Origin of the sequence: Streptomyces sp. NBC_01549 (assembly GCF_026339955.1) — a bacterium.
Lineage (GTDB): Bacteria > Actinomycetota > Actinomycetes > Streptomycetales > Streptomycetaceae > Streptomyces.
Genome location: NZ_JAPEPW010000001.1, coordinates 5,078,129 through 5,103,050, shown reverse-complemented (window position 1 = coordinate 5,103,050; position 24,922 = coordinate 5,078,129). Strand labels below are relative to the sequence as shown.

The window sequence follows — 24,922 nt, the reverse complement described above, 5'->3', positions numbered from 1 at the left end:
TCATGACGACGGACACCACAAAAACCACCGACGGGCCCACGCCCTCCCGACGTTCGCTGATCGGCTGGGGCGGTGCCGGGCTCGCGCTCGGGGCCGCCGCGGCCGGCGGCGCGGTGGCGATGACCCGTACCGGCAACGACGTGGACCCCGCGGGCGCCGAGACCGGCGCCGCGATCGCCTTCCACGGCGCGCACCAGGCGGGCATCGCGACGCCGGTGCAGGACCGGCTGCACTTCGCCTCGTTCGACGTGAAGACGGACGACCGCGCCGAGTTCGTCCAGATGCTGAAGGACTGGACGGCCGCCGCGCGCCGGATGACCGCGGGGCACGCGGTCGGCGAGGGCGCGTACGGCGGACTGGCCGAGGCACCGCCGGACGACACCGGCGAGGCGCTGGGCCTCAAGCCGTCCCGGCTGACGCTCACCATCGGCTTCGGACCGTCGCTGTTCGAGAAGTACGGCGAGAAGTTCGGGCTGACGGGCCTGCGCCCCGAGGCGCTCGTCGACCTGCCGGAGTTCCCGGGCGACAACCTGGAGAAGGCACGCAGCGACGGTGACCTGTGCATCCAGGCCTGCGCGGACGACCCCCAGGTCGCGGTGCACGCGATCCGCAATCTGGCCCGGATCGGCTTCGGCAAGGTCGCCGTCCGCTGGTCGCAGCTCGGCTTCGGCAAGACCTCGTCGACGACCCCCGACGCCCAGACCCCCCGCAACCTCATGGGGTTCAAGGACGGCACCCGCAACATCGCGGGCACCGAGCCGGACCGGCTGAAGAAGTTCGTGTGGGTGGGCGAGGACGAGGGTCCGGCCTGGATGGCCGGTGGCTCGTACCTCGTGGCGCGCCGCATCCGGATGAACATCGAGACCTGGGACCGCACCTCGCTGCAGGAGCAGGAGGACGTCTTCGGCCGGGACAAGGGCGAGGGCGCGCCGGTCGGCAAGGCCAAGGAGCGCGACGAGCCGTTCCTGAAGGCGATGAAGCCCGACGCGCACGTGCGGCTCGCGCATCCCGACTCCAACGGCGGGATCACCCTGCTGCGCCGCGGCTACTCCTTCACCGACGGCACGGACGGCCTCGGCCGGCTGGAGGCCGGGCTGTTCTTCCTCGCCTACCAGCGTGACGTGCGCAAGGGGTTCATCCCGGTGCAGCACAGTCTCGCGCGCTCCGACGCACTCAACGAGTACATCCAGCACGTGAGTTCGGCGGTCTTCGCCGTCCCGCCCGGCGTCCGCGACAAGGACGACTGGTGGGGGCGCGCGCTGTTCTCCAAGGAGGTATAGCCCGTGTTCGGCAACTATCTGATCGGCCTGCGCGAGGGACTGGAAGCCAGTCTCGTCGTCTGCATCCTCATCGCCTACCTGGTGAAGACCGGCCGCAAGGACGCTCTGAAGCCCATCTGGATGGGCATCGGCGTCGCGATCGCCCTCGCCCTCGGCTTCGGCTGCGCGCTTGAATTCGGCTCCCAGGAGCTGACGTTCGAGGCGCAGGAGGCGCTCGGCGGTTCGCTGTCGATCGTCGCGGTCGGCCTGGTGACGTGGATGGTCTTCTGGATGCGGCGCACCGCCCGTCATCTGAAGTCCGAGCTGCACGGCAAGCTGGACGCGGCGCTGGCGATGGGCACGGGCGCGCTGGTCGCGACCGCGTTCCTGGCGGTCGGCCGCGAGGGCCTGGAGACCGCCCTGTTCGTGTGGGCGTCGGTGCACGCGGCGAGCGACGGCACCCCGCGCCCGCTCATCGGCGTCGCCCTGGGCCTGGCCTCCGCGGTCCTCCTCGGCTGGCTCTTCTACCGGGGCGCCCTGAAGATCAACCTCGCGAAGTTCTTCACCTGGACCGGCGGCATGCTGGTCGTGGTCGCGGCGGGTGTGCTCGCGTACGGTGCCCACGACCTGCAGGAGGCAGACTGGATCCCGGGGCTGCGCGACCTCGCCTTCGACATCAGCGGCACGATCCCGCCGGACAGCTGGTACGGCACGCTCCTCAAGGGCGTGTTGAACTTCCAGCCCGATCCGACGGTCCTTCAGGTCACGGTGTGGGCGCTGTACCTGGTCCCGACTCTCGCGATCTTCCTCGCCCCGGTAGGGTTCGCCTCCGGGAAGGGGAAGGTGAAGGTACCTGATGAGCAGGGATCGCGCGGGTCGCAGCCCACGAAGGCTTCTTAGTCTCAACCGGTTCGCCCTGGCGACGGGGTCGGTGACCGTTCTGTCCTTGACGGCGAGCGGCTGCGTGGTGGTGCACGGGGAGCGGGAGGTCGTACCGACGGCTACCCGGACCGAGGCCGCCCGTGCGCTCAAGGACTTCACCGCCGCCTACAACAAGGCGGACAAGGCGAACGACAGCTCCCTGGACGCGGACCGGGTCACCGGCGCCCTCGGCGCCATCGACGGCGCGAAGCTGACGGCCGGGCAGAAGAACAACCCGGGCGGCAACCCGTCCCATTCGCCGCTGTCGCTGTCCGACGCGAAGTTCTCGATCCCGGCGAAGGCGGGCTGGCCGCGCTGGTTCGTGGCCGATGCCGCGGCCAACAAGGGTGTGGCGGGCTACCGTTGGCTGCTCGTCTTCACCCGGGGCAGTGCGAACGAGGTGTGGCAGGCCTCGTATCTGACCGTCCTCGCCGCCGCCGACATTCCGAAGTTCCAGCAGGACAAGGACGGTTGGGCGCAGCCCGTCACCGGGGACGACACGGCCCTCGCCGTCGAGCCGAACAAGCTGAGCCAGTCGTACACCGGCTATCTGAAGAGTGGCGGCGACACCTTCGCGCCGGGCCTGCACACCTCGCAGTGGCGGACCCTGCGCGCCAAGAACGCCACCAAGCCCGGTCTCGCCCGGCAGTACATCGACGAGCCGCTGACCTCCGGCGACTACGCCCCGGTGGGGCTGCGCACCGCGGACGGCGGGGCGCTGGTGTTCTTCACCACGCGGCGCTACGAGAAGCAGACCGCCGCGCGGGGCACCGAGATCCCGGCCCAGAACGCGGACGTCAAGGCCCTGACCACCGGTGACATCAAGCAGTCCCTCACTCTGGAGTTCGTCTCCAACCAGGCGGCCCTGGACCCCGGCAAGAGCGCGCAGAACCCGCGGGTCGCGGTGCTGGGGCGGATCGAGGGGCTGACAGGGGCGAAGGGCGAATAGGCAGGCCCTGTCCCGTAGGTTCCCGCGGGTTTCCCTGGGCTAGTTCCGGTGGGGCCAGGCCGCCAGGTGGTCGTCCGGCTCGTTCTCACCCGCGTAACGGGCGCAGGCGTCCGTCAGGGCCTCGAGCAGGCTCAGGGGGTCGGGGAGGGGGTGTTCCGGGCCCCGTACCCAGTCGACCGTCAGTCCACCGGGGAGCTGGGCCGGCGGCACGAGAACGTACGAGCCGCGGCAGTGCCAGCGCAGACCGGGGTGCTCGTCCGTCGTCTCGGGGTGCGAGTCCAGCTCGCACGGCCACCACTCGTCCTCGTCCTCGGGTGTGCCGCGGGTGAGTGTGAAGAAGAACATGCGGCCGTCGCCGCTCTGCGCGACGGGCCCCACCTCCACACCGGCGGCGAGCAGCCGCTCCAGCGCCTCGCGGCCCGCGTCGACGGGCACGTCGAGGACGTCGTGCACCATGCCGGTCGCGGTGATGAAGTTGGCCTGCGGCTGGTGGCGGACCCATCGCTCGATCTGGGCACGGTCGGTCGTGGACTGGGTCTGCCAGGCGAAGGAGACGGGATGGCGCGCGGGGGTGGGACAACCGACGCGGTCACAGGAACAGCGGTAGCCGGAGGGATACGCGGCCTGCGCGAGCGGCAGCCCCGCGGCGGCAGCGGCGATCAGCAGGGCCTCGCGCCCGCCGTCGGCAGCGATCTCTGTCGCACCCTTCGGACGGCGACCACGCAGCCACTGGGAGATCCTGCCCTGCGCGCCGGAGCGGCGGCCGAACTCTGCGCTCATCAATCCCCTCGCCAAGCGGTTGTGCCGACAGCGGTCGTGTCGCGGCGTCTGCGTCCATCAGGTGGACGTCCATCAGGCTGACGTCCATCACGTTCACGTCGGCCCATCGTGCCGACGAACGCCTTCGACAACGTCTATGGTCCCACCCTCCCGCGCCCCGGATGGACAGAGCCCCCCTATCCGGGGCGCTTTGGCATGATTCATCCCCGCGGGGCGAGGCCGTACAGCGCGTAGTCGACGAGGGTGTCCGTATACGCGTACGAGATGGGGCCGGTGTGCTGGAGCCAGCGCTGCGCGAGCGGGGAGACGAAGAGTTCCAGGGCGATGCGGGGATCGATGTCCGGCCGCAGGTCGCCCTTGTCCTGGGCGGACCGCAGCCGCTTCACATACAGCTGGAGCTGGGGTTCGAGGAGCTTGGACACGAACTCGGCGCCGAGCGCCTCGTTCACGAGGCCCTCCGCGGCCAGGGCCCGCGAGGGGATCTCGAACTTGGGGTTCAGGAGTTCGTCGACGGTGGCGCGCAGGACCTGCTTGAGGTCGGCCGCGAGATCGCCGGTGTCCGGGATGCCGTACTCCGCGTGCTCCCCCAGCACCTCCGGCCGGCCCGCAGCCTGCGCCGCCTGGGCGCTCAGATCGACGAACGCCTCCAGCAGGACGTCCGCCTTCGACGACCACCACCGGTAGATCGTCTGCTTGCCGACACCGGCGCGGGCGGCGATGCCCTCGATCGTGGTCTTGGGGTAGCCGACCTCGCCGACGAGGGCGAGGGCGGCGTCGAAGATCGCACGACGGGACTTCTCGCTGCGGCGGGTGGAGTCGGGGACGGGTTTGGCGGGGGTGGGTACGGCGGAGGGGCGGGACGTGTCGGCCATGAGGCGAACTTAACAGGTTGACAAGACGGGGCGTCTCGTGGCGCCTTCAGCCCGTCCGGCGTTTGAGGACGAGGCCGTGCAGGCCGATCGGGGGTTCGGTGGACTTGCGAAGTCCACCCGTTCGCCAGGCGGCCGACGCGGCCCGCAGACCGCACCATGGGCATCACCTGCCCCTGCGGTACGTGAGGAGCCCTCCTTGCAGCCTCCCCGCCGCGCCACACCCCGGCGCTATCTGATGTGCCCACCCGCACACTTCGCTGTCACCTACGCCATCAACCCGTGGATGAACCCATCCAAACCGGTCGACGTGCCGCTCGCCGTCGCCCAGTGGGAGGACCTGCGCGGCCGGTACCTCGCGCTCGGCCACACGGTCGAGGAACTCACCCCCCGCCCCGGCCTGCCGGACATGGTCTTCGCCGCGAACGGGGCGACCGTCGTCGACGGCCGGGTGCTGGGTGCCCGGTTCGCGCACCGCGAGCGCGAACCGGAGGCGGCGGCCCACCTGGAGTGGTTCCGCGCACACGGCTTCCCGCACGTCCACGAGCCGGTCCACGTCAACGAGGGCGAGGGCGACTTCGCGGTCACCGCCTCCTACGTACTGGCCGGCCGCGGCTTTCGCGCCAGCCCCCTCTCGCACGGCGAGGCCCAGGAGTTCCTCGCGCGACCGGTGATCGGACTCGATCTGGTCGACCCCCGCTACTACCACCTCGACACCGCCCTCGCCGTCCTCGACGACACGACGGACGAGGTCATGTACTACCCGCCCGCCTTCTCCCCCGGCAGCCGGGAGGTGCTACGGCGGCTGTTCCCCGACGCGCTGATCGCCGGTGCCGAGGACGCCGCCGCGTTCGGCCTCAACGCGGTCTCGGACGGCCTGCACGTGCTGCTGCCGCAGGCCGCGACGGGGCTCCTCGGTCCGCTGCGGGAGCGTGGCTTCGAGCCCGTCGGCATCGATCTGAGCGAGCTCCTCAAGGGCGGCGGCAGCGTGAAGTGCTGCACACAGGAGCTGAGGTGCTGAAGGGCTGAGGTGTTGAAGAGGTGGGGTGTTGAGGAGCCGGCCCCGGCTACTGGTCCTCCGCGGGCGGCGGTGGCCAGGGGTCGCCCCAGTCCGCGTCACGGGCCGCCCGGTACAGCGGCCCATGACGCTTGGTCACCGTCTCGCGGTGCAGGGCCTCGTCGGGGCCGCACAGGTCCAGGAGTACCTGGCCCTTGCGGATCTGCGGCTTGCGTACGACGCGGGAGGGGGCCGGGGCCGGCGGGAAGCGGGTGGCGGCGACGTAGCTGAACTTCTCGTCCTCGTACGGCAGGGAGCCGCCCTTGACCTGACGGTGCAGGGAGGAACGCGCGACGCGGGCGGAGAAGTGGCACCAGTCCTCGCCGGGGACGATGGGGCAGGCCGCGCTGTGCGGGCAGGGCGCGGCGACGTGGAACCCGGCGGTGATCAGACGGTCCCGCGCCTCGATGACTCGGGCGTAGCCGTCGGGCGTACCGGGCTCGATGATCACGACGGCCTGGGCGGCGGCCGCGGCGGCGGTCACGACAAAGGCGCGGTCGGCGTCGGTGAGCTCGCCGAGGACGTAGGAGACGGTGACGAGATCAGTGCTCTCGATGGTGAGCGCCGATCCGATACGAGAGCGGTGCCATTCGGCGGGCTTCAGCTCCGGGTTGGCCGCGGCGATCTCGCGGCCCAGCGCGAGGGCGGGTTCGGCCCAGTCCAGCACGGTCACGGGGCGGGCGCCCGCCCAGGTCGCGTTCACCGCCCAGGTCGCGGCGCCCGTGCCGCCGCCCACGTCCACGTGGCTCGCCGGCGTCCACTCCGGTACCGCGTCCGTGAACGCCTCCAGCGCCGAACGCACCGCCTCGAACGTCGCCGGCATCCGGTACGCGGCGTACGCGACCACGTCCGAGCGGTCGCGGAGGATCGGGGTGTGGGTGGGGGTCGTTCCCCGGTAGTTCGCGATCAGCCGGTCGACCGCCTGGGTGGCCGCCTTCGGCGGGAGGCCGTCGAGGAGGCCGGCGAGGGCGGTACGCAGGGTCTCGGCGGAGGAAACGGGGACGTTCACCCACCGATTCTACGGTCGCCGCAAGGGTTCCTCGCCCGCGGAACACCTACCGCCCCGTCAAGACGCGCCCCGTACCGCCCGTGCCAGCCTCGTCGCCGCCTCCGCTCGCGGCGCGCTGTCCGGCGGGCGTCGGCGGGGATGCACCGTGTTCGCGAGGAACACCAGGAACGTGTCCGTCGCGGGGTCGAGCACGAGGGACGTACCGGTGAAACCGGTGTGCCCCGCGGCGCCCCGCCCGGCGAGCGCGCCCATGAACCAGGGCTGGTCGACCGCGAAGCCGAGACCCGGCGGGGTGAGCATCAGCTCGACGAAGTCGGGGCCGAGGATGCGGGCGGGGCCGTAGGAGCCGCCCGCGAGGAGGGTACGGCAGAAGACCGCGAGGTCGTGGGCCGTGGAGAAGAGGCCCGCGTGCCCGGCCACCCCACCGAGCGCCCACGCGTTCTCGTCGTGCACGACCCCCCGCAGCATCCCCCGGTCCCCCTTGCCCCACGGCCGCCGCTGGTCCTCGGTCGCCGCCGCCCCCGCGCACGGTCCGAAGGACGTGGCGGTCATCCCGAGCGGCCGGGTGATCCCGTCCCGGACGAGGACGTCGAGCGTGTGGCCGGTGATGCGTTCCAGGATGTGCTGGAGGAGGAGCAGGTTCAGGTCGGAGTACACGTACTCGCCCGGCCGGGACGAAGGGGCCTCGGCCCGCAGCAGGGCGAGGCGCGCCGCGTCGTCCGGGCAGTCGTACAGCGGGAGTTCGGGGCGCAGCCCGGAGGTGTGCGTGAGCAGCTGTCGTACGGTGATGTCGTGGGCCGAGGCCGCGCGGAACTCCGGCAGATACGCCCCCACCCGCGCGTCGATCCCCAGCGTGCCCCGCTCCAGCTGCTGCACCACGGCGACCGCCGTGAACAGCTTGGTGAGGGAGGCCAGGTCGAAGGGGGTGTGGACGGTCATCGGCCGCCGGTCCCCGGGCGGCAGTTCGACCCCGGTGTCGGTCTTCTCGTCGTAGGAGGAGTAGCGCACCGCCCAGCCCGCCGCCTCCTCGACGGCGATGACCGGGCCGCGCCCGGCGACCAGCACGAGGCCCGCCGTCCAGGGGCGCGGTCCGCGGGTGAGGGTGCGGACGTCCCGTACGAGGTGGCGCAGTTCCGTCGGGTCGAGGCCGGCCCGTTCCGGGGTGTCCACGCGCAGTCTCGGTGCGCTCAGCTGTCCGCCGCCTTTCCGTCCACGGTGTGTCCCGTCTGCCAGGGACGGCACAGTCCCACGAAGAAGGCGATGGCCACCAGTACCGCCGCCAGTTGGACGACGGCCATCGGGACGGCGGTGTGCTCCCCGGCGATGCCGACGAGCGGGGAGACGATCGCGCCGATGAGGAAGGAGGTGGTGCCGAGCAGCGCGGACGCGGAGCCGGCCGTGTGCCGTACCCGCATCAGGGCCAGCGCCTGGGTGTTGGGCAGGGCGAGGCCCATGGCGGACATGAGGACGAAGAGCGCCGCGGCCACCGGCAGGAGGCCTGCCTTGCCGAAGACCCCCGTGGTGAGCAGGAGCAGCGCGGTCGCGGCGAGGGTGATGAGGATGAGGCCGGTGGCGAGGACCTTGTCGAGGCCGACCCGGCCCACGAGGATCTTGCCGTTGATCTGGCCGACGATCACCAGGCCGACGGAGTTGATCCCGAAGAGCAGGCTGAAGGTCTGCGGGGACGCGCCGTAGATTTCCTGGATCACGAAGGGGGAGGCGCTGATGTACGCGAACAGTGCCGCGAAGGCGAAGCCGCCCGCCAGGGTGTAGCCGGTGAAGACGCGGTCGGCGACCAGTGCGCGCATGGCACGCAGCGCATCGCCGACCCCGCCGCCGTGGCGCTGTGCGGGTTCGAGGGTCTCGGGGATCTTCGTCCAGACGAGCGCGGTGAGTGCGACGCCGACCGCGGTGAGGAGGACGAACACGCCCCGCCAGTCGGTGGTGCGCAGGATCTGGCCGCCGATGAGGGGCGCGACGACGGGGGCGACGCCGGAGATCAGCATGAGGGTGGAGAAGAAGCGGGCCATCGCCATGCCGTCGTACAGGTCGCGTACGACCGCTCGCGCGATCACGATGCCGGCCGCGCCCGCGAGGCCCTGGGCGAGGCGGAAGGCGACGAGGAGTTCGATGTTCGGGGCGAGGGCGCACAGGGCGGTGGCGACGACGTAGACGACTAGGCCGACGATGAGCGGGCGCCTGCGGCCCCACTTGTCGCTCATCGGTCCGACGACGAGCTGGCCGAGCGCCATCCCCGCGAGGCAGGCGGTCAGCGTGAGCTGGACGGTCGCGGCGGGGGCGTGCAGTGAGCGGGTGACCTCCGGCAGGGCCGGGAGGTACATGTCCATCGACAGCGGGGGCGTGGCGGTGAGTCCGCCGAGGATCAGGGTGACGAGGAGCCCGGTGCGGCGAAGGGCCCCGGGGTCCGGCGCTTCCCGCGGCTCCGGTACGTCGACCACCGCCGTGTGCGGTATGTGGCCCTCCGGGGCCTGGGGGCCTCGCCCCTCCCGCTTGGTGTGCCCGCGCTCGGGCATGAGCCCCTCCCTCTTCGAGTGATCCGCCACCTATGCTCTCAGTTCGAACAGCGTGTTCGGGGTCACAGAACTTCAAGTGGCAGAGCGAAGGGCCGGGAATGACGGGCGTGGGCGAGCGAGTGCGGTGGGGGATTCTGGCGACCGGCGGGATCGCGGCGGCCTTCACGGCGGATCTGGTGGACATGCCGGACGCCGAGGTCGTGGCCGTGGCCTCGCGGACGGACGCCTCGGCGAAGGCGTTCGCCGAGCGGTTCGGGATTCCGAAGGCGTACGGGGACTGGGCCTCGCTCGCGGCGGACGAGGATGTCGACGTCGTGTACGTCGCGACTCCGCACTCGGCGCACCGGGTCGCCGCCGGGATGTGCCTGCAGGCGGGGCGCCATGTGCTGTGCGAGAAGGCGTTCACGCTGAATCTGCGCGAGGCCGAGGAGCTCGTCGCGCTCGCCGAGGAGCACGACCGCTTCCTGATGGAGGCCATGTGGATGTACTGCAATCCGCTGGTCCGGCGGCTCAAGGGGCTCGTCGACGACGGTGTGATCGGTGAGGTCCGTACGATTCACGCCGACTTCGGGATCAATGGCCCGTTCCCGCCGTCACACCGGCTGCGCGACCCCGCGCAGGGCGGTGGCGCTCTGCTCGATCTCGGCGTCTATCCGGTGTCGTTCGCGCACTTGTTGCTCGGGGAGCCTTCGGGCATCACCGCGAGAGCGGTGCTCTCCGACGAGGGCGTCGATCTCCAGACGGGAGCACTGCTCACCTGGGAGAGCGGCGCTCTCGCTTCGGTGCACTGCTCCGTCAACGGTGGTACCCCCGTCTCCGCCTCCGTCACCGGCTCCCAGGGCCGCATCGACATCCCGGGCGGCTTCTTCTTCCCGGACCGTCTCGTACTGCACCGCGACGGCCGCGACCCCGAGGAGTTCACGGCCGACCCGGCGCACGGCCCGCGCACCAGCCTCAAGCACGAGGCCGCCGAGGTGATGAGCGCCCTGCGGGCCGGCGAGAGGGAGTCCCGGCTCGTCCCTCTGGACGGCAGCCTCGCCGTGATGCGGACGCTCGACACGATCCGCGACCAGATCGGCGTCCGCTATCCGGGAGAGACCGACTAGGGCGCCGCCAGGGACACCCTCCTCGGAAACCGTGAACACTTGCGCGTGTAAGTGTTCACGGTTTCCGGTACCAATGGGGTCCGCCCGACATCACCCAACGGATTCGCCGACAGCGTCCGATTACGCTGCGGGCCCATGAATGCCCTCAACGACTCGAACGCCACGCATGCCGCGCATGCCACGCAGACGAAGATCGCGGTGGTGACCGGGGCGGGTTCCGGCATCGGCCGCGCGGTGGCCGTCGAACTGCTGCGCACCGGCTGGTCGGTGGCGCTCGCCGGACGCAAGCCGCAGACGCTGGAGGAGACGGCGGCCCTCGTCCCCGAGGCGCCCTCCCTCGCCGTACGCACCGACGTCTCGCGTCCCGACGACGTGGCGGCCCTGTTCGACGCGGCGCGCGAGCGCTTCGGGCGGCTGGACCTGCTCTTCAACAACGCGGGGACGTTCGGGCCGGGCGGCGTCCCGCTCGAGGAACTGCCGTACGAGGCATGGCTGCACGTCGTGAACACCAACCTCAATGGCGCCTTCCTGTGCGCGCAGGCCGCGTACCGGCAGATGAAGGAGCAGGACCCGCGGGGCGGCCGGATCATCAACAACGGCTCGGTCTCGGCGCACACACCGCGCCCGCTGTCGGTGGCGTACACGGCGACCAAGCACGCGCTGACGGGGCTGACCAAGTCGCTGTCCCTGGACGGGCGTCCGTACCGGATCGCCTGCGGTCAGATCGACATCGGCAACGCGGCGACCGACATGACCGAGCGCATGCGGACCGGAGCGCTGCAGGCGAACGGGGAGACTGCGGTCGAGCCGGTGATGGACGTGGCGGACGTGGCACGCACGGTGCGGCACATGGCGGAGCTGCCGTTGGAGGCGAATGTGCAGTTCGCGACGGTACTGGCCACCGCGATGCCGTATGTCGGGCGCGGCTGAGGCCCTCCCGGACGGCTCGTCAACGGCTCAACCTACACAAACGGAAGATGAACCTCCGTACCGTTCGGGCTGGTGGCGGGCTTATGCTCGTGGCGCCTCCACCAGAACTTCACACTTGGAGTGGAGGACTTCGGTACGACCACGGTCCACACCGAGGGGGGTGGTGGCAGCCGTTCCGCGGCCGGGGTGGGGGCGGACCTCGCGCGGGACCGCGAGGTGAGCTCCGGGCCTCGGAACGGCTGCCCCGATAACGGCCGGCCCCCAACAGCCGCCTCGGTCAGCCCTGGTGACGGCCCCGACGGCTCCGCTGGTCCTGACCGTCCTGACGGTCCTGATGTTCATCCGGGGCCTCGTCCCCCACCACACGCCGCCGCCTGCGCCACATGTACGCCCCGCCCGCGAGCAGCGCGACCGCTCCCCCGGCCCCGCCGACCAGCCCCCACGACGAGGAGCCGCCGCTCGCGGCCGCCGCGGGCGGTCCGGCCGCCGCCTTCGCCGCCGCCTTCCGGGTGGGGGTGGCCAAGGCCCCGCCCTCGCTGAGCGGATCGACGAGGGCGCCCACGGACCGGGCCTTCGCACCCTCCTTGAACCCCCAGTCGAGCAGCGCGGCCGTCTCCTCGTAGACGCCGCTGCCGCCGCTCTTGGGGTGCATCACGGTGACGAGGAGGGTCCGCCCGCCGCGGGTCGCGGCGCCGGTGAAGGTGTTGCCGGCGTTGCTGGTGTAGCCGTTCTTCACGCCGATGAGCCCGTCGTACGTCGGCACGCCCCACGCGCCCGTCAGCAGGCGGTCGGTGTTCTGGATCTGGAAGGTCTTCTTGCCGCCCGCCGGGAAGTTCGCGGTCTTCGTGTGGCAGTAGGCGCGGAAGTCGGCGTCGGCGAGACCGTGGCGGGCGAAGAGCGTCAGGTCGTACGCGGACGACACCTGCCCCTTGTGGTCGAAGCCGTCGGGGCTGACCACGTGGGTGTCCAGAGCCTGTAGGTCCTCGGCCTTGGCCTGCATCTGGGCGACCGTCCTGGCGAGGCCGCCGTTCATGTGGCTGAGCACGTGCACCGCGTCGTTGCCGGACCGCAGGAAGACGCCGAGCCACAACTGCTCGACGGTGTAGGTGATGCCGGGCTTGACGCCGACCAGGCTGGAGCCTGCCGGGATGTCGGAGAGGTCGGAGTCGGTCACCTTGTGGCGCTGGGTCCGCTCGAAGTTCTTCAGCACGGTGTCCGCGAAGAGCATCTTCAGCGTGGAGGCCGGCGCCAGGTGCGTGTGTGCGTGGTACGAGGCGAGCACCTCGCCACTCTCGTGGTCGGCGACGAGCCAGGAGCGGGCGGTGAGCCGCTTGGGCAGTCCCGAGGCGCCACGCACCTGGACGCCGGTGCGGGCGAGCCGCTCACCGCCGATCACGGGCGTGGCGGCGGACGCCGGAGCGGCCGCCGCCAGCGGGACGGCCGCGGCGAGGCCGAGGGCGGCACGACGGGACAGCTGAGCGGCACGCGGGGGGACGGGAGAGGAATCGCGCATCCCGGGACCGTACAAAAAGAGTTCGCGACGCCGCACGGCGGGGTCGCGAAGTCGCCACACGACGAGGCCTCAAAGAATGGGCACCGCGCGCACAAAGGCGTGACAAAGGTACGCCCCACCCCGTACGTGTAGCCTCCTCCTGCCCTCAGCACCCCATCCAACAGGGCTTTCCTGGCAATAGCCCCTCCGGATCTTAGGAATCAGCTGTCTTACGCAATATTGATTCCGGACCCCACTTTCTCAGCTCTCACACATCTCTTACTCAGCCCGGCTCAAAGGTTTCTCCATAGCTTGTGGCCGCGCCCACAGCGGGCGCCAAGAACCTTTGGGGAACGGGATGTTTGGCATCTATCTCAAGCGTGAGCTGAGCCGGCGCAAGAAGGCGGCCCTGGTGATCGCCATGGGTCTGGCGCTCGGTATCGCGCTGGTCATCACCGTCAACTCGGTGTCGGCCGGCATGCAGCAGGCGCAGGACAAGGTCCTGAAGTCGCTGTACGGGCTGGGCACCGACATGACGGTGACCAAGGCCCAGGCGGCGCCTTCGAGCAACTCGTCCGGCAGACCGAAGTTCGACTTCAACGCCAAGTCGAGCAGCTCCACCAAGCAGAGCTCGGACCGCGTGATGACGCAGGGCGGGCAGTCCCTGGCCTCCTCGCTCGTCACCAAGGTCGCCTCGCAGAAGGGCGTGGCGAGCGCGGTGGGCGCGCTGACCCTGAACGTCACCAAGGTCGACGGCTCCTTCACCCAGGGCACCGCGAAGTCCTCGACGTCCTCGGGGTCCGGCGGCTCCTCCCAGCAGGGCGGCCCCGGCGGCAACCAGGGCGGCGGCAACACGGGGGCGCCCCAGGTGCAGGGCGGCGGCGCCTCGTTCGACGTGAACTCGTACTCCGTCGCGGGCGTCGACGTCACCGACCAGGACCTCGGCCCGCTCGCCACCTCGAAGATCACCTCGGGCAAGACCTTCACGACGGCGCAGACCAACGCGAAGGTCGCGGTGGTCAGCAAGTCGTACGCCAAGGAGAACAAGTACACGGTCGGCAAGACCTTCAAGATCTCCGGCACCAAGTACACGATCATCGGGATCGCGACGCCGGACAGCAGTGAGTCGACGACCGACGTCTACCTGCCGCTGAAGCAGGCGCAGACGCTGGGCGACGCGAAGAACAAGGTCACCACGATCTACGTCAAGGCGACCGACTCGAAGCAGATCACCGCGGTCAAGGCGACCATCCAGAAGAACATCTCGGGTACGACGGTCACCACCTCGGCCGACCTCGCCTCCACCGTCTCCGGCTCCCTGTCCACCGCCTCGAACCTGGCGACCAGCGTCGGCAAGTGGCTGTCCATCGCGGTGCTCGTGGCCGCATTCCTGGTGGCGGCGCTGCTGACCTCCTCCGCCGTGTCCCGCCGGGTGCGTGAGTTCGGCACCCTCAAGGCGCTCGGCTGGCCCTCGCGCAAGGTCACCCGGCAGGTCGTCGGCGAGTCCATCGTGAACGGTCTGATCGGCGGCGCGCTCGGCATCGCCATCGGCCTCGGCGCGGCGTACGCGGTGACGGCGATCAGCCCGAAGCTGACGGCCGAGCTCGGCAACACCGGCGGCGGTGGCGGCATGGGCGGCGGCCCCGGCGGTGGCGGTCCCGGCCGGCAGGCGGTCAAGAACACCATGGAGATCGCGCTGTCCGCGCCGGTCTCGGTGACCACCATCGCGCTCGCCGCGGGCCTGGCCATCACGGGCGGTCTGATCGCCGGTGCGATGGGCGGCTGGCGCGCCTCGCGGATGCGCCCGGCGGACGCGCTGCGCAGCGTCTCCTGACCCCTTCCGGGAGTACCTCTTCCGCATCTTCATCTTCTGCATCCTCGGAGAACCTCATGTACAAGCTCACCGGCGTCACCAAGCGCTACACGCGGGGCAAGGAGACGGTGGAGGCGCTGCGTGGCATCGACCTCACCATCGAGGACGGCGACCAGCTCGTCATCCAGGGCCCCACGGGCGGCGGCAAGTCCACCCTGCTCCAGATGATCGGCGGCCTGGACCGTCCCTCCTCCGGCAGCGTCGAGCTGGACGGCGTCGACCTCGCCTCCATCAGCGAGGCCAAGCTGACCCGGCTGCGCGCCGAGAAGATCGGCATCATCTTCCAGTCGTTCAACCTCATCCCGACGCTGACCGCGCAGGAGAACGTCGAGACCGCGCTCGTACCGCTCGGGGTGAAGCCCGCGGAGCGGCGCAGGCGGGCCGCCGAGGCCCTGGGCTCGGTCGGCCTCGGCGACCGCGTCGGCCATGCTCCGAGCGAGCTGTCCGGCGGTCAGCAGCAGCGTGTCGCCATCGCGCGCGCCCTGGTCAAGAAGCCGAAGGTGCTCCTCGCGGACGAGCCGACCGGCAACCTCGACGAGGGCACCCGCGACGACATCATGGGCCTGCTGGAAGGGCTCTGGCACGAGTACGGGCTGACCTTCATCATGGTCACCCACGACTCGTCGATCGCCCGCAGGGCGCCGCGCCTGGCGACCATCAAGGCGGGGCAGATCACGCTCACCGAGCAGGGTGCGCGGAGCGCCGTGTCCCAGCAGTACGCCCCGCGGTAGTCGCGCGGCCCCCGGTCGATCGCGCCCGTGTTCTCCTCGGCCCAGGCGACCGGGGGGAGACGGGGATCGGGACGGTTCGGCTACGCCTGGCCGGTCTCGAAACGGGTGATCCTGCCGTCGTCGACGGTGAAGCTCCACCTCGTCTTCATCTCGCCCCAAGTGTCGTTGCTGTAGCGGGCGATGAGGGCGCGACCGCCGTTCGACTCGTTGTCGACCTCCATGTGGCCGCGGGAGGAGAAGATCTCCCGATCGGTCCAGTCGGCGAGGTCACGGTCGGCACCGTCGTCGGACATGGTCGCGTCGGGTGCGAGGACGGCCTGGAAGGCGTCACGGTCATGGGCGTTCACAGCGGTGACGAAGGCCCGGACGGCCGGGTCGCTGAGTTTCGCTACCTGAATCGTCATGGGAGTCACCCTCACACCGGTCCCGGGGGCCCGCCACCCGAACGCCACCCCGAACACGTCGGGCACGCGCCTTCGGTGCGACGGTGGACACACGGGAGGGGCCGTTGACCATTGCCGCCGTCTGTCTGCTCCGGGAGCCATCGTGACCTGTTACGACCGAAGTGATCTGGGACTGCTGCTGCTCCGTCTGGGCACGGGCGGAGTGTTGGCCGCGCACGGGGCGCAGAAGCTGTTCGGCTGGTTCGGCGGGGCCGGGCTCGAGGGGACCGCGGCCGCCATGGAGGCCATGGGCTACAAACCCGGCAAGGCGAGCGCGGCGGCGGCGGGGCTGGCCGAGGCGGGCGGGGGCACCCTGCTGGCGCTGGGCCTCGGGACCCCCGCGGCGGGTGCGGCGGCGGCCGGAGCGATGGTGGGCGCGGCCGCCGTGAACCTGCCCCAAGGGTTCTTCGCGATGGAAGGTGGCTACGAGTACGCGGCGTCGCTGGGCCTGGCCGCGGCGGGTCTCGCGGTGGCGGGCCCCGGCCGCCTCTCCCTGGACCATGCGCTCCGCCACACCGTGAACCGGGGCTGGATGGTCCCGGTGGCGCTCGGCGTCACGGCGGCGGCCACCCTGGCCGTGGTGGGCGCCCGGAACAAGAGGGTGCGCGAGGCGGCCGAGGGCAAGCAGGAGGCCCTGTTCGAGGAGTAGGCGCGGGAGCGGAAGTACGTGTGGGCGTGGGGCACATGGCCGGTGGGGGAAGCTTGTCCCATGGCTGATGAAGACCTCTGGGAATCCATCGACCGCCTGCGCGCCTGGCTGGACGCCAACCGGGCACAGGGCGGCCAGGAGGGCCTGCTGCTGCGCATCCTGAAGCTGTCGGAGGAGGTCGGTGAGGTCGCCGAAGCGGTGATCGGCGCGACCGGCCAGAACCCGCGCAAGGGCGCGAGCCACACCTGGGACGATGTCCGCTCCGAGCTCTGCGACGTCGTCATCACGGCCCTGGTCGCCCTGCACACCCTGACGCCGGACGCCCGCGAGGTCTTCATGGCCCATCTGGCGGGCGTCACGGAGCGCTCGCTCGGGACGAACCCGACTCCGTGAGCCGCGCCCGCGACCAAGACGCCGCACTACGCCGCGTCGGCCGCCGTCCAACAGGCCGCGGACAGCAGGCACTTCACGCGCGGCGACCGCGCTGTCGTACGGCGGCTCGTACGGGAAGCTCCGTGACGACCTCGTGCCCTGGGCCGCCGCGTCCCTCGTGACGCCGTCTGAGAAGGTGACCCCATGCGCCTGATCCTCATACGCCACGGCCAGACCCCGTCCAACGTGGCGTTCCTCCTGGACACCGCCGTCCCCGGCCCGGGTCTGACCGCTCTCGGCGAGAAGCAGGCCGCCGCGCTGCCCGAGACGCTCGCGGACGTGGACATCGACCTGCTGTACGTCTCCACGCTGACCCGCACACAGCTGACGGCCGCCCCGCTGGCGGCCACTCGCGGACTCGAGATGGTCGTACGGGACGGCATCCGTGAGCTGGAGGCCGGGGATCTGGAGATGATGCCCGGCGACACCGAGGCGGCCAGGGCGTACTTCACGACGGCGTTCGCCTGGGTGGCCGGGGACACCGAGCTGCGGATGCCGGGTGGGGAGAACGGCACCGAGGCGCTGGGCCGGTTCGACGCGGTGGTCGCGGAGGCCGCCGCGACCGGCGCCGGCAGTGTCGCCATGGTCAGCCACGGCGCCGCGATCCGGGTGTGGACGGCGGCCCGGGCGCACAACGTCGACATGTCCTTCGCGGCCGCCCACCGGCTGGACAACACCGACATCGTGATCCTGGAAGGCTCCCCCGAGGAGGGCTGGACGGCGCTGTCCTGGGCGGGCACGGACATCGGAGGCGCGGCGCACGCGCGGGAGAGCGGCCCCGCGGGACAGCCGTTGGGCCCGACCGCGTAACCCTCCGCCCCCGCAGGTGTGATCTCACACCGGCGGCATGTTGTACGGCGTCACCACCTGGATCGCCGACGGCAGGAAGGGGCCCTCGTCCGGCAGCGCCTGCTGGGCCCGCATGATGCTCTGACAGGCGCGCCGCATGTCCTGGCGCAGGTCGTGGTGGAGCACCGCGGACAACTTGCCCTCCGCCAGCAGCCGGGTGTTGTCGTGGTCCAGGTCGTGCGCGACGAAGGCCAGCACCTTCCGGCCGAGCGCCGCGAAGGCGTCGATGGTCGCGGTGTTGCCGCCGCCGATGGAGTAGACGGCGTTGATCTCCGGATCCCGTTCCAGAGCCGCCAGGACCAGGGCCCGCTGGGTGGAGTCCAGCCCGTCGCTGTCCGTGATCTCGACCAGTCGGCGTGCGGGTCCGCCGACCCGCATCTCGCTGCGGAAACCCATCTCGCGCTCCTCCTCGTTGCGGAAGGAGCCCCGGCTGATCGTGACGAGCACATGGCCCGGGCGGTCACCGAGCCACTCCCGTATCAGGTAGGCGGCGGTGGCTCCGGCGGCCCGGTTGTCGATCCCGACGTACGCGAGGCGCGGGCTGCTGGGCAGATCCGTCACCAGGGTGACCACTGGGATGCCGGCCGCCACCAGCCGGCCGACCGCGGCGGTGACCTCGGGGACCTCCGGGGCCTTGAGGATCACCCCCTGCGAACCGCGCGCGGCGATCCTGTCCAGGTCCTTCACCAGCTCCGCCGCGGGGTCCGTCTCGCGGAAGTGGAACCGTGAGCGCACGATGGCCGGGTGCAGGGACGGCAGTTCGGCCTCCAGGGCTTCGCGCACCGCCGAGGAGAACCGCTCGGGGGTCTGCATCACGATGTCGATCATGAAGGTCCGGCCGCCGATGCGGACCTGGGTGCGCTGCCGGTCCAGGTCCTTGATGGCCTGCTGCACTTCCCTCGCGGTGCTCTCGCGCACCCCGCCGCGATGGTTGAGGACCCGGTCGACCGTCGCCTCGCTCAGGCCGGCCTGCCGGGCGATCTCGCGGATCGTATACGGATGTCCCATGGGTTCCCTTGCTGCGTCCCGTGATCGAAGAGATCAATGAGGGCTTTTTGATGGTTCTCTGCGGATTGATTGACGGTCCCAACCTCATGAGACTGGCAGAAATGTCACCGCGCCGGAAGGAGAGGGACTCCACATGTGGTCTACCGAGGACGACGGCCGGCCGGTGCGCTCGGGGCGGAAAAGGACGGCAGCACGCTCATGAACCAACTGCTCGAGGACAAGGTCGTCCTCGTCAACGGCGGCAGCCAGGGCGTCGGCGCGGGCATCGTGCGCGCGGCGCTGCGCGAGGGCGCCACGGTCGCCTTCACCGGGCGCCGCAGCGAGTTCGGCGAGAAGTTCGCCGCGGAGACGGGTGCCACGTTCGTACGGGCCGATCTGAGCGATCCCGCGCAGGCGCGCGGCAGTGTCGAACAGGTCGTGGCCGCCCACGGGCGAATCGACTGCCTGGTGAACGCGGCCGGGCTGACGTCCCGCGGCACACTCCTGGACACCACGCCGGAACTGTTCGACGCGCACCTGGCAATCAATCTGCGCGCGCCGTTCTTCGCGATGCAGGCCGCCGTCCAGCACCTGGTGGACCGCGGGGCGCCGGGCACCGTCGTCAACATCATCACGTCCTCCGCACACGGCGGGCAGCCCTTCCTCGCCCCGTACGTCGCCGCCAAGGCGGGACTCATGGGCCTCACGCGCAACGCCGCCCACGCGCACCGCTGGGACCGGGTCCGGATCAACGGCCTCAACATCGGCTGGACGGACACCGAGGGCGAGGAGGAGATCCAGCGCACGTTCCACGGCGCGGGCGACGACTGGCGCGAGGAGGCGGCGAAGTCCCAGCCGATGGGCAAACTGGGCCAGGTCGACGAGATCGCCGACTTCGTCGTCTTCCTGCTCTCCGACCGCAGTGGGGTGGTCACGGGCTCGGTCATCGACTGGGACCAGATCGTCCTCGGCGGACTCGACTGATCCCCCTCTGCCCCCCATTTCTCCCTTCTTCCCCCCGTCTTCTCCCCTCTCCTCCCTCAGCGGGCCTTCCCGCACCGGCTTTAGGAGCAATCTCATGCGTATCGGCATCCTGGGACTGGGCCGGATCGGCGCCTTCCACGCGGCGACCCTCGCCGGGCTCGACGCGGTGGACACCCTGGTCGTCAGCGACCCGGTGGCGGCGGCCACCGCGTCGGCGGTGGAGCGGTTCGGGGCGACGGCGGTGGACTCCCCCGAAGCCGTACTCGCCGCCGGGGTCGACGGCATCGTCATCGCGGCCGCCACCGACGCGCACCCCGCGCTCATCCTCGCCGCGGTCAAGGCGGGCATCCCGGTGTTCTGCGAGAAGCCGGTGGCACGGACCGTCGAGGACAGCCTCGACGTGCTGGAGGCCGTCCGGGACAGCGGTGTCGAGGTGCAGATCGGCTACAACCGGCGCTTCGACGCGGGCTGTGTGGCCGCCCGCAAGGCCGTGGTGAGCGGCGAACTCGGCAAGCTGCACACCGTACGGTCCACCACGCTGGACCCGGCGCCGCCACCCGCCGCGTACGTGGCGGTCTCCGGTGGCATCTTCCGCGACTGCAGCGTGCACGACTTCGACATCGTGCGCTGGGTGACGGGCCGCGAGGTGGTCGAGGTGTACGCGGTCGGTGGCAACCGGGGTGCCGAGTACATCGCCGAGGCGGGTGACGTCGACACCGCGTCCGCGATCCTCACCCTCGACGACGGCACCATCGCCCTGGTCTCCAACTCCCGTCACAACGCGCGGGGTTACGACGTCCGCCTGGAACTGCACGGCATGCGCGACAGCATCGCCGTGGGCCTGGAGGACAAGCTGCCGCTGCGTTCCGTCGAGCCGGGCGCCACCTTCCCGGCGGGCCCGCCGCACGACTTCTTCATGGACCGGTTCGCCCCCGCCTACCGCGCCGAACTCACCGCCTTCACGGAGGTCGTCGCGGGCCGCGCCACCTCGCCGTGCACGGTCGCCGACGCCATCGAGGCCGGCTGGATCGCCGAGGCCTGCACCCTCTCGCTGGCCGAGCACCGGCCCGTACGCCTGGAGGAGGTACGCCAGGGCTGACCCTCTCCCTGCGCGCAGGCCGGACGGTGCGACCGAAGAAACGGTCGCACCGTCCGGCCCTGTGTGCGGCGGAGTGTCAGGGGCGGGGGCAGATCGAAGACCTTGCCCGGGTCGACCTCGGCAACGACGGCCGCGTACCAGCCACCGGCTTCCTCGACCACACCAACGTCATGACGGCGCACATGATGCTCTGCCTCGCCGTACTCGAGGGCCGCCGCGACCAACACCTGGACGACTTCCTGAGCGCCGCGGCGCACGTGCTGTCCGAAGACCGCTCCTGAAGCCCTTCCCGGACGCCACCCGGGTTCCTGTGAAAGTTGCGAAAATAGGGGCCATGACGCGCAACACATCCACCGAACTGGGCGAGTTCCTCAAGGCCCGGCGTGCGGAGCTCAGCCCCCGTTCCGTGGGGCTGCCCGGCGGTGCCGTGCGGCGGGTGCCGGGTCTGCGCCGGGAGGAGGTCGCCATGCCGGCCGCGATCAGCACCGACTACTACGCCCGCCTGGAACAGGGCCGCATCCAGGCGTCCGAGCCCGTCCTGGACGCCGTCGCCCGCGTCCTGGACCTGGACGAGGACCAGCGCGCGTACGTGTTCGAACTGGCCGGCAAGGAACCCGCGCGCCCGCGCCCGCAAGCCGTACAGACGGTCCAGCCGCAGTTACGGCGACTGCTCGACGACCTCGGCTCCCTCCCCGCCATGGTCCTGGGCCGCCACATGGACGTGCTGGCGTGGAACCCACTGGCCGCCGCCCTGGTGGGCGACTTCGCCCAGATCCCGGCCGAGGAACGCAACTACGCCCGCATGATCTTCTCCCCCGCCATGCGAAAGCTGTACGCGGACTGGGAGAGCACGGCCCGCACAGCGGTCGCCCAACTCCGCATGGAGGCGGCCCACAACGCCGGCTCCCCCCGTCTCACCACCCTCGTGAACGACCTGTCCGAGCAGGATCCCGACTTCCGCCGCTGGTGGGCCGCCCACCACGTGGCCGCCCGCACCATCGCCACCAGGACCCTCAACCATCCGATCGCCGGCGAGCTCGTCCTCGAATGGGACACCCTCACCGCCGCCACCGACCCCGACCAACAACTCGTCATCTGGACCGCGGCCCCCGACACCCCCACCTACGAGGGCCTGCGTTTCCTCGCCTCTTGGGCGGCGGACAACCACGAGGCCGGCCGGGGCGCCTCGGGCTGACCGCACCCCGGGTGCGGTCAGGCCTCAGTAACTGCCGGTTGGAAACTGCCGGTTGGACTACGCGCGGGGTGACGCCCCGACCGGCCGGTCGTGCAGGATGGCGTCGGCCCGGGCCACCGCGCCGAAGTGCAGCAGCACCTGGTGGACCACCGGCTTCCGGCCGACGGACGAGACCACGAGACTGATATATCCCTCGGGCAGACCGGTCACGGCATAGTCGCCCCGCGCGTTCGTCGTGGTGTGCACCAGCTGTCGGCCGTTGGTGTCCATGACGGTCACCGCGGCATGCTGGACGGGCTGTTGCGCACCGTCGCGGACGGTGCCCACCAGCATCGGCACCAGCTCGCCGAAGTGGTGGTGGTGGACCGGAAGCGCGGTGGGCGTGGGCGCCTCGAGGGACGGGTCCTCCACCGGCGGCTCCTCGACGTCCTCCTGCTCATCCTCCGAGACCGGGCGTGCGGCCATACGGTGGTGCCGCCATGTGTCGAGGCCCAGCAGGGCGAGACCCGCCGCGAGCCACGCGCACAGCACGAGGACCGGCTTGAGCACCCCCGCACCGTCGAAGTACAGGACTCCTCGCAGGGCGTCCACCCCGTTGGCCAGCGGCATGACGGCGTGCAGGCCCCGGAAGAACGTCGGCAGCAGCGGGGCGGCGGTCAGACCGCTGACGGGAACGCTCAGCACGATGAACAGAGTCATCCCCACCGCGGGGAGGAACTGCTTGGTGAAAGGCGCCAGGCCGGAGGAGACCGTGGCCACCGCCGTGGTGAGCAAGAAGCCGATCGCCATGGCCGAGGGCTCGTTGGGGAGATAGTCCAGCCCCACGCCGATGAGGAAGCCCACGGCGCTGAAGACGGCAGCCGCGCCCGCGATCGTCAGCAGTCTCTTGCGACGGTTGAAGGTCACCGCCCGCAGCAGGGTCGTCGCGAGTATGTAGCCGGGGACGCTCCAGGCGACGCCGAAGTAGACGACGACCGTGCCGTTCTGGTCCTTGCTCGCGGGGGGCGCCACCTCCGTGACCGTGAGCGTCTGATGGTTGTGCGCCGCGAGCGCGGTGAAGCCCTTGGTCAGAGCCTGCTCGAGGGACATCCCGTTGGCCTTGGACACGTACAGCACACTGTGCCGGGGCCCGGCGACGTAGCCCGCCACGGCGTCCCGGTCCAGCACCGCCTGGCGGGCTCCTCGGGCGTCCGCCACGGCGGTGACATCGAACCCACCGGGATGCTGCTGCCGCAGAGCGGCGTCGACCTTGCGTTCCACCGCGGAGTGCGCGACCACGATCTTCGCGTGGTGCGGCTGAGGCGCGTGCAGGGCCGTGGAGAAGGAGAGCAGAAGCCCGAGGAACAGCACCAGCGGAAACATCACGGCCTCGGCCAGAGTCCTGACCACGCGTATGCCGTCAGGGCGCTCGATCTGGTCGGTCACAGACCCACCCCTCGGCCGCCACGGTGACCCGCACCGTACTGCTCACGGGACACGCCGCGGATCCCGGGCCTTTGCGGGGAGACCGCGGGATCGAGCCCTCCGACCCCACCTCCCGCAACCGTCACTCGCGATGCAACCAGCTCCATGGCGCCCCTCCCCATTGCTCGCACCCGGCCATCCCCATGACGTCGGCGCGAATTCGTTAACGTACCGATCGGCACAACTACGCCTCATGGACCCTATTCGTACCGACCGGTACAGTCAAAACCGTGCCTCGCCCCATCAATGCCGAAAAGCGTGCCGAGCTGCTGCAGCAGGTTGTGCACTCCCTCCAGCAGCACGGCCTCGCCCAGATGTCGCTGAGCCCGCTCGCCGAGTCGATCGGCACCACCAAGCGCATGCTTTTGTACTATTTCGGCAGCCGCGAGAATCTGCTGACCCAGGCGCTGGCCGCCAACCGTCCCGACGCCCACGCGATGTTCGACGACGTCCACGACACCGCCGGCCTGCGCAGGGCCGCCCACACCCTGTGGGAAGCGATGACCGTCGGGGAGCAGTCCGTGGCGATCCGCATGCTGCTGCAGCTGCTCAGCCTGGCCACCACCGATCCGGAGCAGTACGGCAACATCGCCGCCGAGACGGTGGAGGTCATGGTCGCCCCGATAGCCGCCGCCTACGTCCGGCTGGGCCACCCGCCGCAGCGGGCGCGCGCACGGGCCACGCTCCTCGTCTCCGGCCTGCGCGGGTTGTGCCAGGACCGCCTGGTCACCCACGACATCGCCCGCACGGACGCGGCCGCCCGCCTACTCATCGAGGGCGCGGTCGACGCGGGCGACTGACGCGCGCAGGGTCGCGTTGGACCGCGGGTCAGCCATCGGAAAGCGGAAGTCTTCCTATGTGGTCAGCCCCTCGCTATGCGGTCAACCCAGCCAGCCCGAGGGCCAGGGCACCGTGATCTTCGGGGGTCTGGCTCGAAGCCGAAGGCGATACCCGTCAGCTTCTCACCGACCTCATTGACACCGGCCAGGGTCGCCACGCGGTGCTCCACCGCCTGGAAGGCACGCCGGCGAAGCCCCTGCCCGTCACCTGCAACCTGCATCAGCTGATCGCGGAGGTCGCTCACCGGGCTGCGCGGGCCGCCAGGCAGGCTCCATGGCGGCCGTTGTCCGCACCATGTCGAGGAACACGCTGGTGGCCGATCCCGTGCCGGAGCAGTTCGCAGCGCCGGCGACGGTCAGGGACAGTTCCTGCGAGCCTTGCGGCAACTGCGCCATAGCGGGACCAAGTGGCCGTTGTTGTACCGATTACCTGAACGACTGCTGAGGCATTTCCGCCGCTGTCAGTGGGAG

General features: G+C 70.8%; 25 protein-coding genes. 16 read left to right on the top strand and 9 right to left on the bottom strand.

The annotated features are described in order from the left end of the window. Nucleotides 1-2: 2 nt before the first annotated feature. Genes efeB through OG819_RS22695 form a run of 3 tightly spaced genes read left to right on the top strand, consistent with a single transcriptional unit; the run spans nucleotide 3 to nucleotide 3,129 of the window. Nucleotides 3-1,280, top strand: a complete 1,278-nt coding sequence (gene efeB / locus OG819_RS22705; RefSeq protein WP_266651033.1) for an iron uptake transporter deferrochelatase/peroxidase subunit — start codon at nucleotides 3-5, stop codon at nucleotides 1,278-1,280. Between the two features lie 3 nt (nucleotides 1,281-1,283). Beyond that, nucleotides 1,284-2,159 carry an iron uptake transporter permease EfeU gene (gene efeU / locus OG819_RS22700; RefSeq protein WP_266414481.1) on the top strand — a complete coding sequence of 292 codons (876 nt, stop codon included), beginning with the start codon at nucleotides 1,284-1,286 and terminating at the stop codon, nucleotides 2,157-2,159. After that, nucleotides 2,116-3,129 carry a hypothetical protein gene (locus OG819_RS22695; protein ID WP_266651032.1) on the top strand — a complete coding sequence of 338 codons (1,014 nt, stop codon included), beginning with the start codon at nucleotides 2,116-2,118 and terminating at the stop codon, nucleotides 3,127-3,129. The genes efeU and OG819_RS22695 overlap by 44 nt, the downstream gene beginning before the upstream one ends. A gap of 39 nt (nucleotides 3,130-3,168) precedes the next feature. Here OG819_RS22695 and OG819_RS22690 read toward each other — a convergent pair whose 3' ends face one another. After that, nucleotides 3,169-3,909, bottom strand: a complete 741-nt coding sequence (locus OG819_RS22690; RefSeq protein ID WP_266624306.1) for a bifunctional DNA primase/polymerase — start codon at nucleotides 3,907-3,909, stop codon at nucleotides 3,169-3,171. A gap of 200 nt (nucleotides 3,910-4,109) precedes the next feature. Then, on the bottom strand, nucleotides 4,110-4,781 hold the full coding sequence (locus tag OG819_RS22685; RefSeq protein WP_266651031.1) for a TetR/AcrR family transcriptional regulator: 672 nt from the start codon (nucleotides 4,779-4,781) through the stop codon (nucleotides 4,110-4,112). A gap of 196 nt (nucleotides 4,782-4,977) precedes the next feature. Between OG819_RS22685 and ddaH the strand changes: the two genes are divergently transcribed. Continuing rightward, on the top strand, nucleotides 4,978-5,799 hold the full coding sequence (gene ddaH / locus OG819_RS22680; protein WP_353963250.1) for a dimethylargininase: 822 nt from the start codon (nucleotides 4,978-4,980) through the stop codon (nucleotides 5,797-5,799). A gap of 46 nt (nucleotides 5,800-5,845) precedes the next feature. Here the strand turns inward: ddaH and OG819_RS22675 are convergent, their stop codons facing one another. From OG819_RS22675 to OG819_RS22665, 3 genes are read right to left on the bottom strand one after another with little or no spacing between them, the layout of a single operon-like run. Next, entirely contained in the window at nucleotides 5,846-6,844 is a 999-nt protein-coding gene (locus OG819_RS22675) for a small ribosomal subunit Rsm22 family protein (protein WP_266651030.1), read from the bottom strand. Between the two features lie 57 nt (nucleotides 6,845-6,901). Next, a complete protein-coding gene (locus OG819_RS22670) occupies nucleotides 6,902-8,086 on the bottom strand; it encodes a serine hydrolase domain-containing protein (protein WP_266651029.1) in 1,185 nt (394 codons plus the stop codon). After that, nucleotides 8,032-9,378 (bottom strand): multidrug effflux MFS transporter, encoded by a 1,347-nt coding sequence (locus OG819_RS22665; protein WP_266651028.1) that lies wholly within the window; start codon nucleotides 9,376-9,378, stop codon nucleotides 8,032-8,034. Before OG819_RS22665 ends, OG819_RS22670 begins: the two co-directional genes overlap by 55 nt. Before the next feature lie 98 nt (nucleotides 9,379-9,476). Between OG819_RS22665 and OG819_RS22660 the strand changes: the two genes are divergently transcribed. Together OG819_RS22660 and OG819_RS22655 are read left to right on the top strand one after the other, a co-directional pair. Continuing rightward, on the top strand, nucleotides 9,477-10,484 hold the full coding sequence (locus OG819_RS22660; RefSeq protein WP_266624316.1) for a Gfo/Idh/MocA family protein: 1,008 nt from the start codon (nucleotides 9,477-9,479) through the stop codon (nucleotides 10,482-10,484). 135 nt (nucleotides 10,485-10,619) lie between these two features. Continuing rightward, nucleotides 10,620-11,414 (top strand): SDR family oxidoreductase, encoded by a 795-nt coding sequence (locus tag OG819_RS22655; protein ID WP_266624318.1) that lies wholly within the window; start codon nucleotides 10,620-10,622, stop codon nucleotides 11,412-11,414. Nucleotides 11,415-11,691: 277 nt separating this feature from the next. Here the strand turns inward: OG819_RS22655 and OG819_RS22650 are convergent, their stop codons facing one another. Next, nucleotides 11,692-12,927, bottom strand: a complete 1,236-nt coding sequence (locus OG819_RS22650; protein WP_266651027.1) for a D-alanyl-D-alanine carboxypeptidase — start codon at nucleotides 12,925-12,927, stop codon at nucleotides 11,692-11,694. Between the two features lie 337 nt (nucleotides 12,928-13,264). Here OG819_RS22650 and OG819_RS22645 point away from each other — a divergent pair, with 337 nt between their 5' ends. Both OG819_RS22645 and OG819_RS22640 read left to right on the top strand, forming a co-directional pair. After that, nucleotides 13,265-14,740 (top strand): ABC transporter permease, encoded by a 1,476-nt coding sequence (locus OG819_RS22645; RefSeq protein WP_266651026.1) that lies wholly within the window; start codon nucleotides 13,265-13,267, stop codon nucleotides 14,738-14,740. A 56-nt stretch (nucleotides 14,741-14,796) separates the two neighbouring features. Further along, a complete protein-coding gene (locus OG819_RS22640) occupies nucleotides 14,797-15,510 on the top strand; it encodes an ABC transporter ATP-binding protein (RefSeq protein ID WP_266414458.1) in 714 nt (237 codons plus the stop codon). 80 nt (nucleotides 15,511-15,590) lie between these two features. Here the strand turns inward: OG819_RS22640 and OG819_RS22635 are convergent, their stop codons facing one another. Next, entirely contained in the window at nucleotides 15,591-15,914 is a 324-nt protein-coding gene (locus OG819_RS22635) for a nuclear transport factor 2 family protein (protein WP_266582183.1), read from the bottom strand. Between the two features lie 142 nt (nucleotides 15,915-16,056). Here OG819_RS22635 and OG819_RS22630 point away from each other — a divergent pair, with 142 nt between their 5' ends. The 3 genes from OG819_RS22630 to OG819_RS22620 all read left to right on the top strand — a co-directional run bounded on the left by OG819_RS22630 (nucleotide 16,057) and on the right by OG819_RS22620 (nucleotide 17,844). Next, complete coding sequence (locus OG819_RS22630; RefSeq protein ID WP_266651025.1) at nucleotides 16,057-16,602, top strand: DoxX family membrane protein; 546 nt, start codon at nucleotides 16,057-16,059, stop codon at nucleotides 16,600-16,602. Between the two features lie 60 nt (nucleotides 16,603-16,662). Then, nucleotides 16,663-16,995, top strand: a complete 333-nt coding sequence (locus OG819_RS22625) for a MazG-like family protein (RefSeq protein ID WP_266624328.1) — start codon at nucleotides 16,663-16,665, stop codon at nucleotides 16,993-16,995. A 183-nt stretch (nucleotides 16,996-17,178) separates the two neighbouring features. Then, entirely contained in the window at nucleotides 17,179-17,844 is a 666-nt protein-coding gene (locus OG819_RS22620) for a histidine phosphatase family protein (protein WP_266624330.1), read from the top strand. A gap of 24 nt (nucleotides 17,845-17,868) precedes the next feature. Here OG819_RS22620 and OG819_RS22615 read toward each other — a convergent pair whose 3' ends face one another. Further along, nucleotides 17,869-18,891 (bottom strand): LacI family DNA-binding transcriptional regulator, encoded by a 1,023-nt coding sequence (locus OG819_RS22615; RefSeq protein ID WP_266651024.1) that lies wholly within the window; start codon nucleotides 18,889-18,891, stop codon nucleotides 17,869-17,871. A gap of 198 nt (nucleotides 18,892-19,089) precedes the next feature. Here OG819_RS22615 and OG819_RS22610 point away from each other — a divergent pair, with 198 nt between their 5' ends. The 4 genes from OG819_RS22610 to OG819_RS22595 all read left to right on the top strand — a co-directional run bounded on the left by OG819_RS22610 (nucleotide 19,090) and on the right by OG819_RS22595 (nucleotide 22,148). Next, nucleotides 19,090-19,854, top strand: a complete 765-nt coding sequence (locus tag OG819_RS22610; protein WP_266651023.1) for an SDR family oxidoreductase — start codon at nucleotides 19,090-19,092, stop codon at nucleotides 19,852-19,854. Between the two features lie 94 nt (nucleotides 19,855-19,948). Continuing rightward, on the top strand, nucleotides 19,949-20,953 hold the full coding sequence (locus OG819_RS22605) for a Gfo/Idh/MocA family oxidoreductase (protein ID WP_266624336.1): 1,005 nt from the start codon (nucleotides 19,949-19,951) through the stop codon (nucleotides 20,951-20,953). 26 nt (nucleotides 20,954-20,979) lie between these two features. Then, the gene (locus tag OG819_RS22600; RefSeq protein WP_266651022.1) at nucleotides 20,980-21,234 is read left to right on the top strand and encodes a hypothetical protein; all 255 of its coding nucleotides are present in this window, start codon (nucleotides 20,980-20,982) and stop codon (nucleotides 21,232-21,234) included. A gap of 53 nt (nucleotides 21,235-21,287) precedes the next feature. Further along, nucleotides 21,288-22,148 carry a helix-turn-helix transcriptional regulator gene (locus tag OG819_RS22595; RefSeq protein WP_266651021.1) on the top strand — a complete coding sequence of 287 codons (861 nt, stop codon included), beginning with the start codon at nucleotides 21,288-21,290 and terminating at the stop codon, nucleotides 22,146-22,148. A 57-nt stretch (nucleotides 22,149-22,205) separates the two neighbouring features. On the opposite strand, the gene OG819_RS22590 is transcribed toward OG819_RS22595, so the two are convergent. After that, nucleotides 22,206-23,573 (bottom strand): carboxypeptidase-like regulatory domain-containing protein, encoded by a 1,368-nt coding sequence (locus OG819_RS22590; RefSeq protein ID WP_266651020.1) that lies wholly within the window; start codon nucleotides 23,571-23,573, stop codon nucleotides 22,206-22,208. A gap of 269 nt (nucleotides 23,574-23,842) precedes the next feature. Between OG819_RS22590 and OG819_RS22585 the strand changes: the two genes are divergently transcribed. Next, the gene (locus OG819_RS22585; protein WP_266651019.1) at nucleotides 23,843-24,412 is read left to right on the top strand and encodes a TetR family transcriptional regulator; all 570 of its coding nucleotides are present in this window, start codon (nucleotides 23,843-23,845) and stop codon (nucleotides 24,410-24,412) included. Nucleotides 24,413-24,922 lie beyond the last annotated feature (510 nt).

Excerpts from the sequence above, each read along its gene's own strand:
- OG819_RS22645 (WP_266651026.1), top strand. The coding sequence starts at position 13,265 with ATGTTTGGCATCTATCTCAAGCGTGAGCTGAGCCGGCGCAAGAAGGCG.
- OG819_RS22690 (WP_266624306.1), bottom strand. The coding sequence starts at position 3,909 with ATGAGCGCAGAGTTCGGCCGCCGCTCCGGCGCGCAGGGCAGGATCTCC.
- OG819_RS22610 (WP_266651023.1), top strand. The coding sequence starts at position 19,090 with ATGAACCAACTGCTCGAGGACAAGGTCGTCCTCGTCAACGGCGGCAGC.
- OG819_RS22685 (WP_266651031.1), bottom strand. The coding sequence starts at position 4,781 with ATGGCCGACACGTCCCGCCCCTCCGCCGTACCCACCCCCGCCAAACCC.
- OG819_RS22650 (WP_266651027.1), bottom strand. The coding sequence starts at position 12,927 with ATGCGCGATTCCTCTCCCGTCCCCCCGCGTGCCGCTCAGCTGTCCCGT.
- OG819_RS22640 (WP_266414458.1), top strand. The coding sequence starts at position 14,797 with ATGTACAAGCTCACCGGCGTCACCAAGCGCTACACGCGGGGCAAGGAG.
- OG819_RS22695 (WP_266651032.1), top strand. The coding sequence starts at position 2,116 with ATGAGCAGGGATCGCGCGGGTCGCAGCCCACGAAGGCTTCTTAGTCTC.
- OG819_RS22660 (WP_266624316.1), top strand. The coding sequence starts at position 9,477 with ATGACGGGCGTGGGCGAGCGAGTGCGGTGGGGGATTCTGGCGACCGGC.
- OG819_RS22620 (WP_266624330.1), top strand. The coding sequence starts at position 17,179 with ATGCGCCTGATCCTCATACGCCACGGCCAGACCCCGTCCAACGTGGCG.
- OG819_RS22615 (WP_266651024.1), bottom strand. The coding sequence starts at position 18,891 with ATGGGACATCCGTATACGATCCGCGAGATCGCCCGGCAGGCCGGCCTG.
- efeB (WP_266651033.1), top strand. The coding sequence starts at position 3 with ATGACGACGGACACCACAAAAACCACCGACGGGCCCACGCCCTCCCGA.
- OG819_RS22635 (WP_266582183.1), bottom strand. The coding sequence starts at position 15,914 with ATGACGATTCAGGTAGCGAAACTCAGCGACCCGGCCGTCCGGGCCTTC.
- OG819_RS22605 (WP_266624336.1), top strand. The coding sequence starts at position 19,949 with ATGCGTATCGGCATCCTGGGACTGGGCCGGATCGGCGCCTTCCACGCG.
- OG819_RS22655 (WP_266624318.1), top strand. The coding sequence starts at position 10,620 with ATGAATGCCCTCAACGACTCGAACGCCACGCATGCCGCGCATGCCACG.
- OG819_RS22595 (WP_266651021.1), top strand. The coding sequence starts at position 21,288 with ATGACGCGCAACACATCCACCGAACTGGGCGAGTTCCTCAAGGCCCGG.
- OG819_RS22665 (WP_266651028.1), bottom strand. The coding sequence starts at position 9,378 with ATGCCCGAGCGCGGGCACACCAAGCGGGAGGGGCGAGGCCCCCAGGCC.
- OG819_RS22625 (WP_266624328.1), top strand. The coding sequence starts at position 16,663 with ATGGCTGATGAAGACCTCTGGGAATCCATCGACCGCCTGCGCGCCTGG.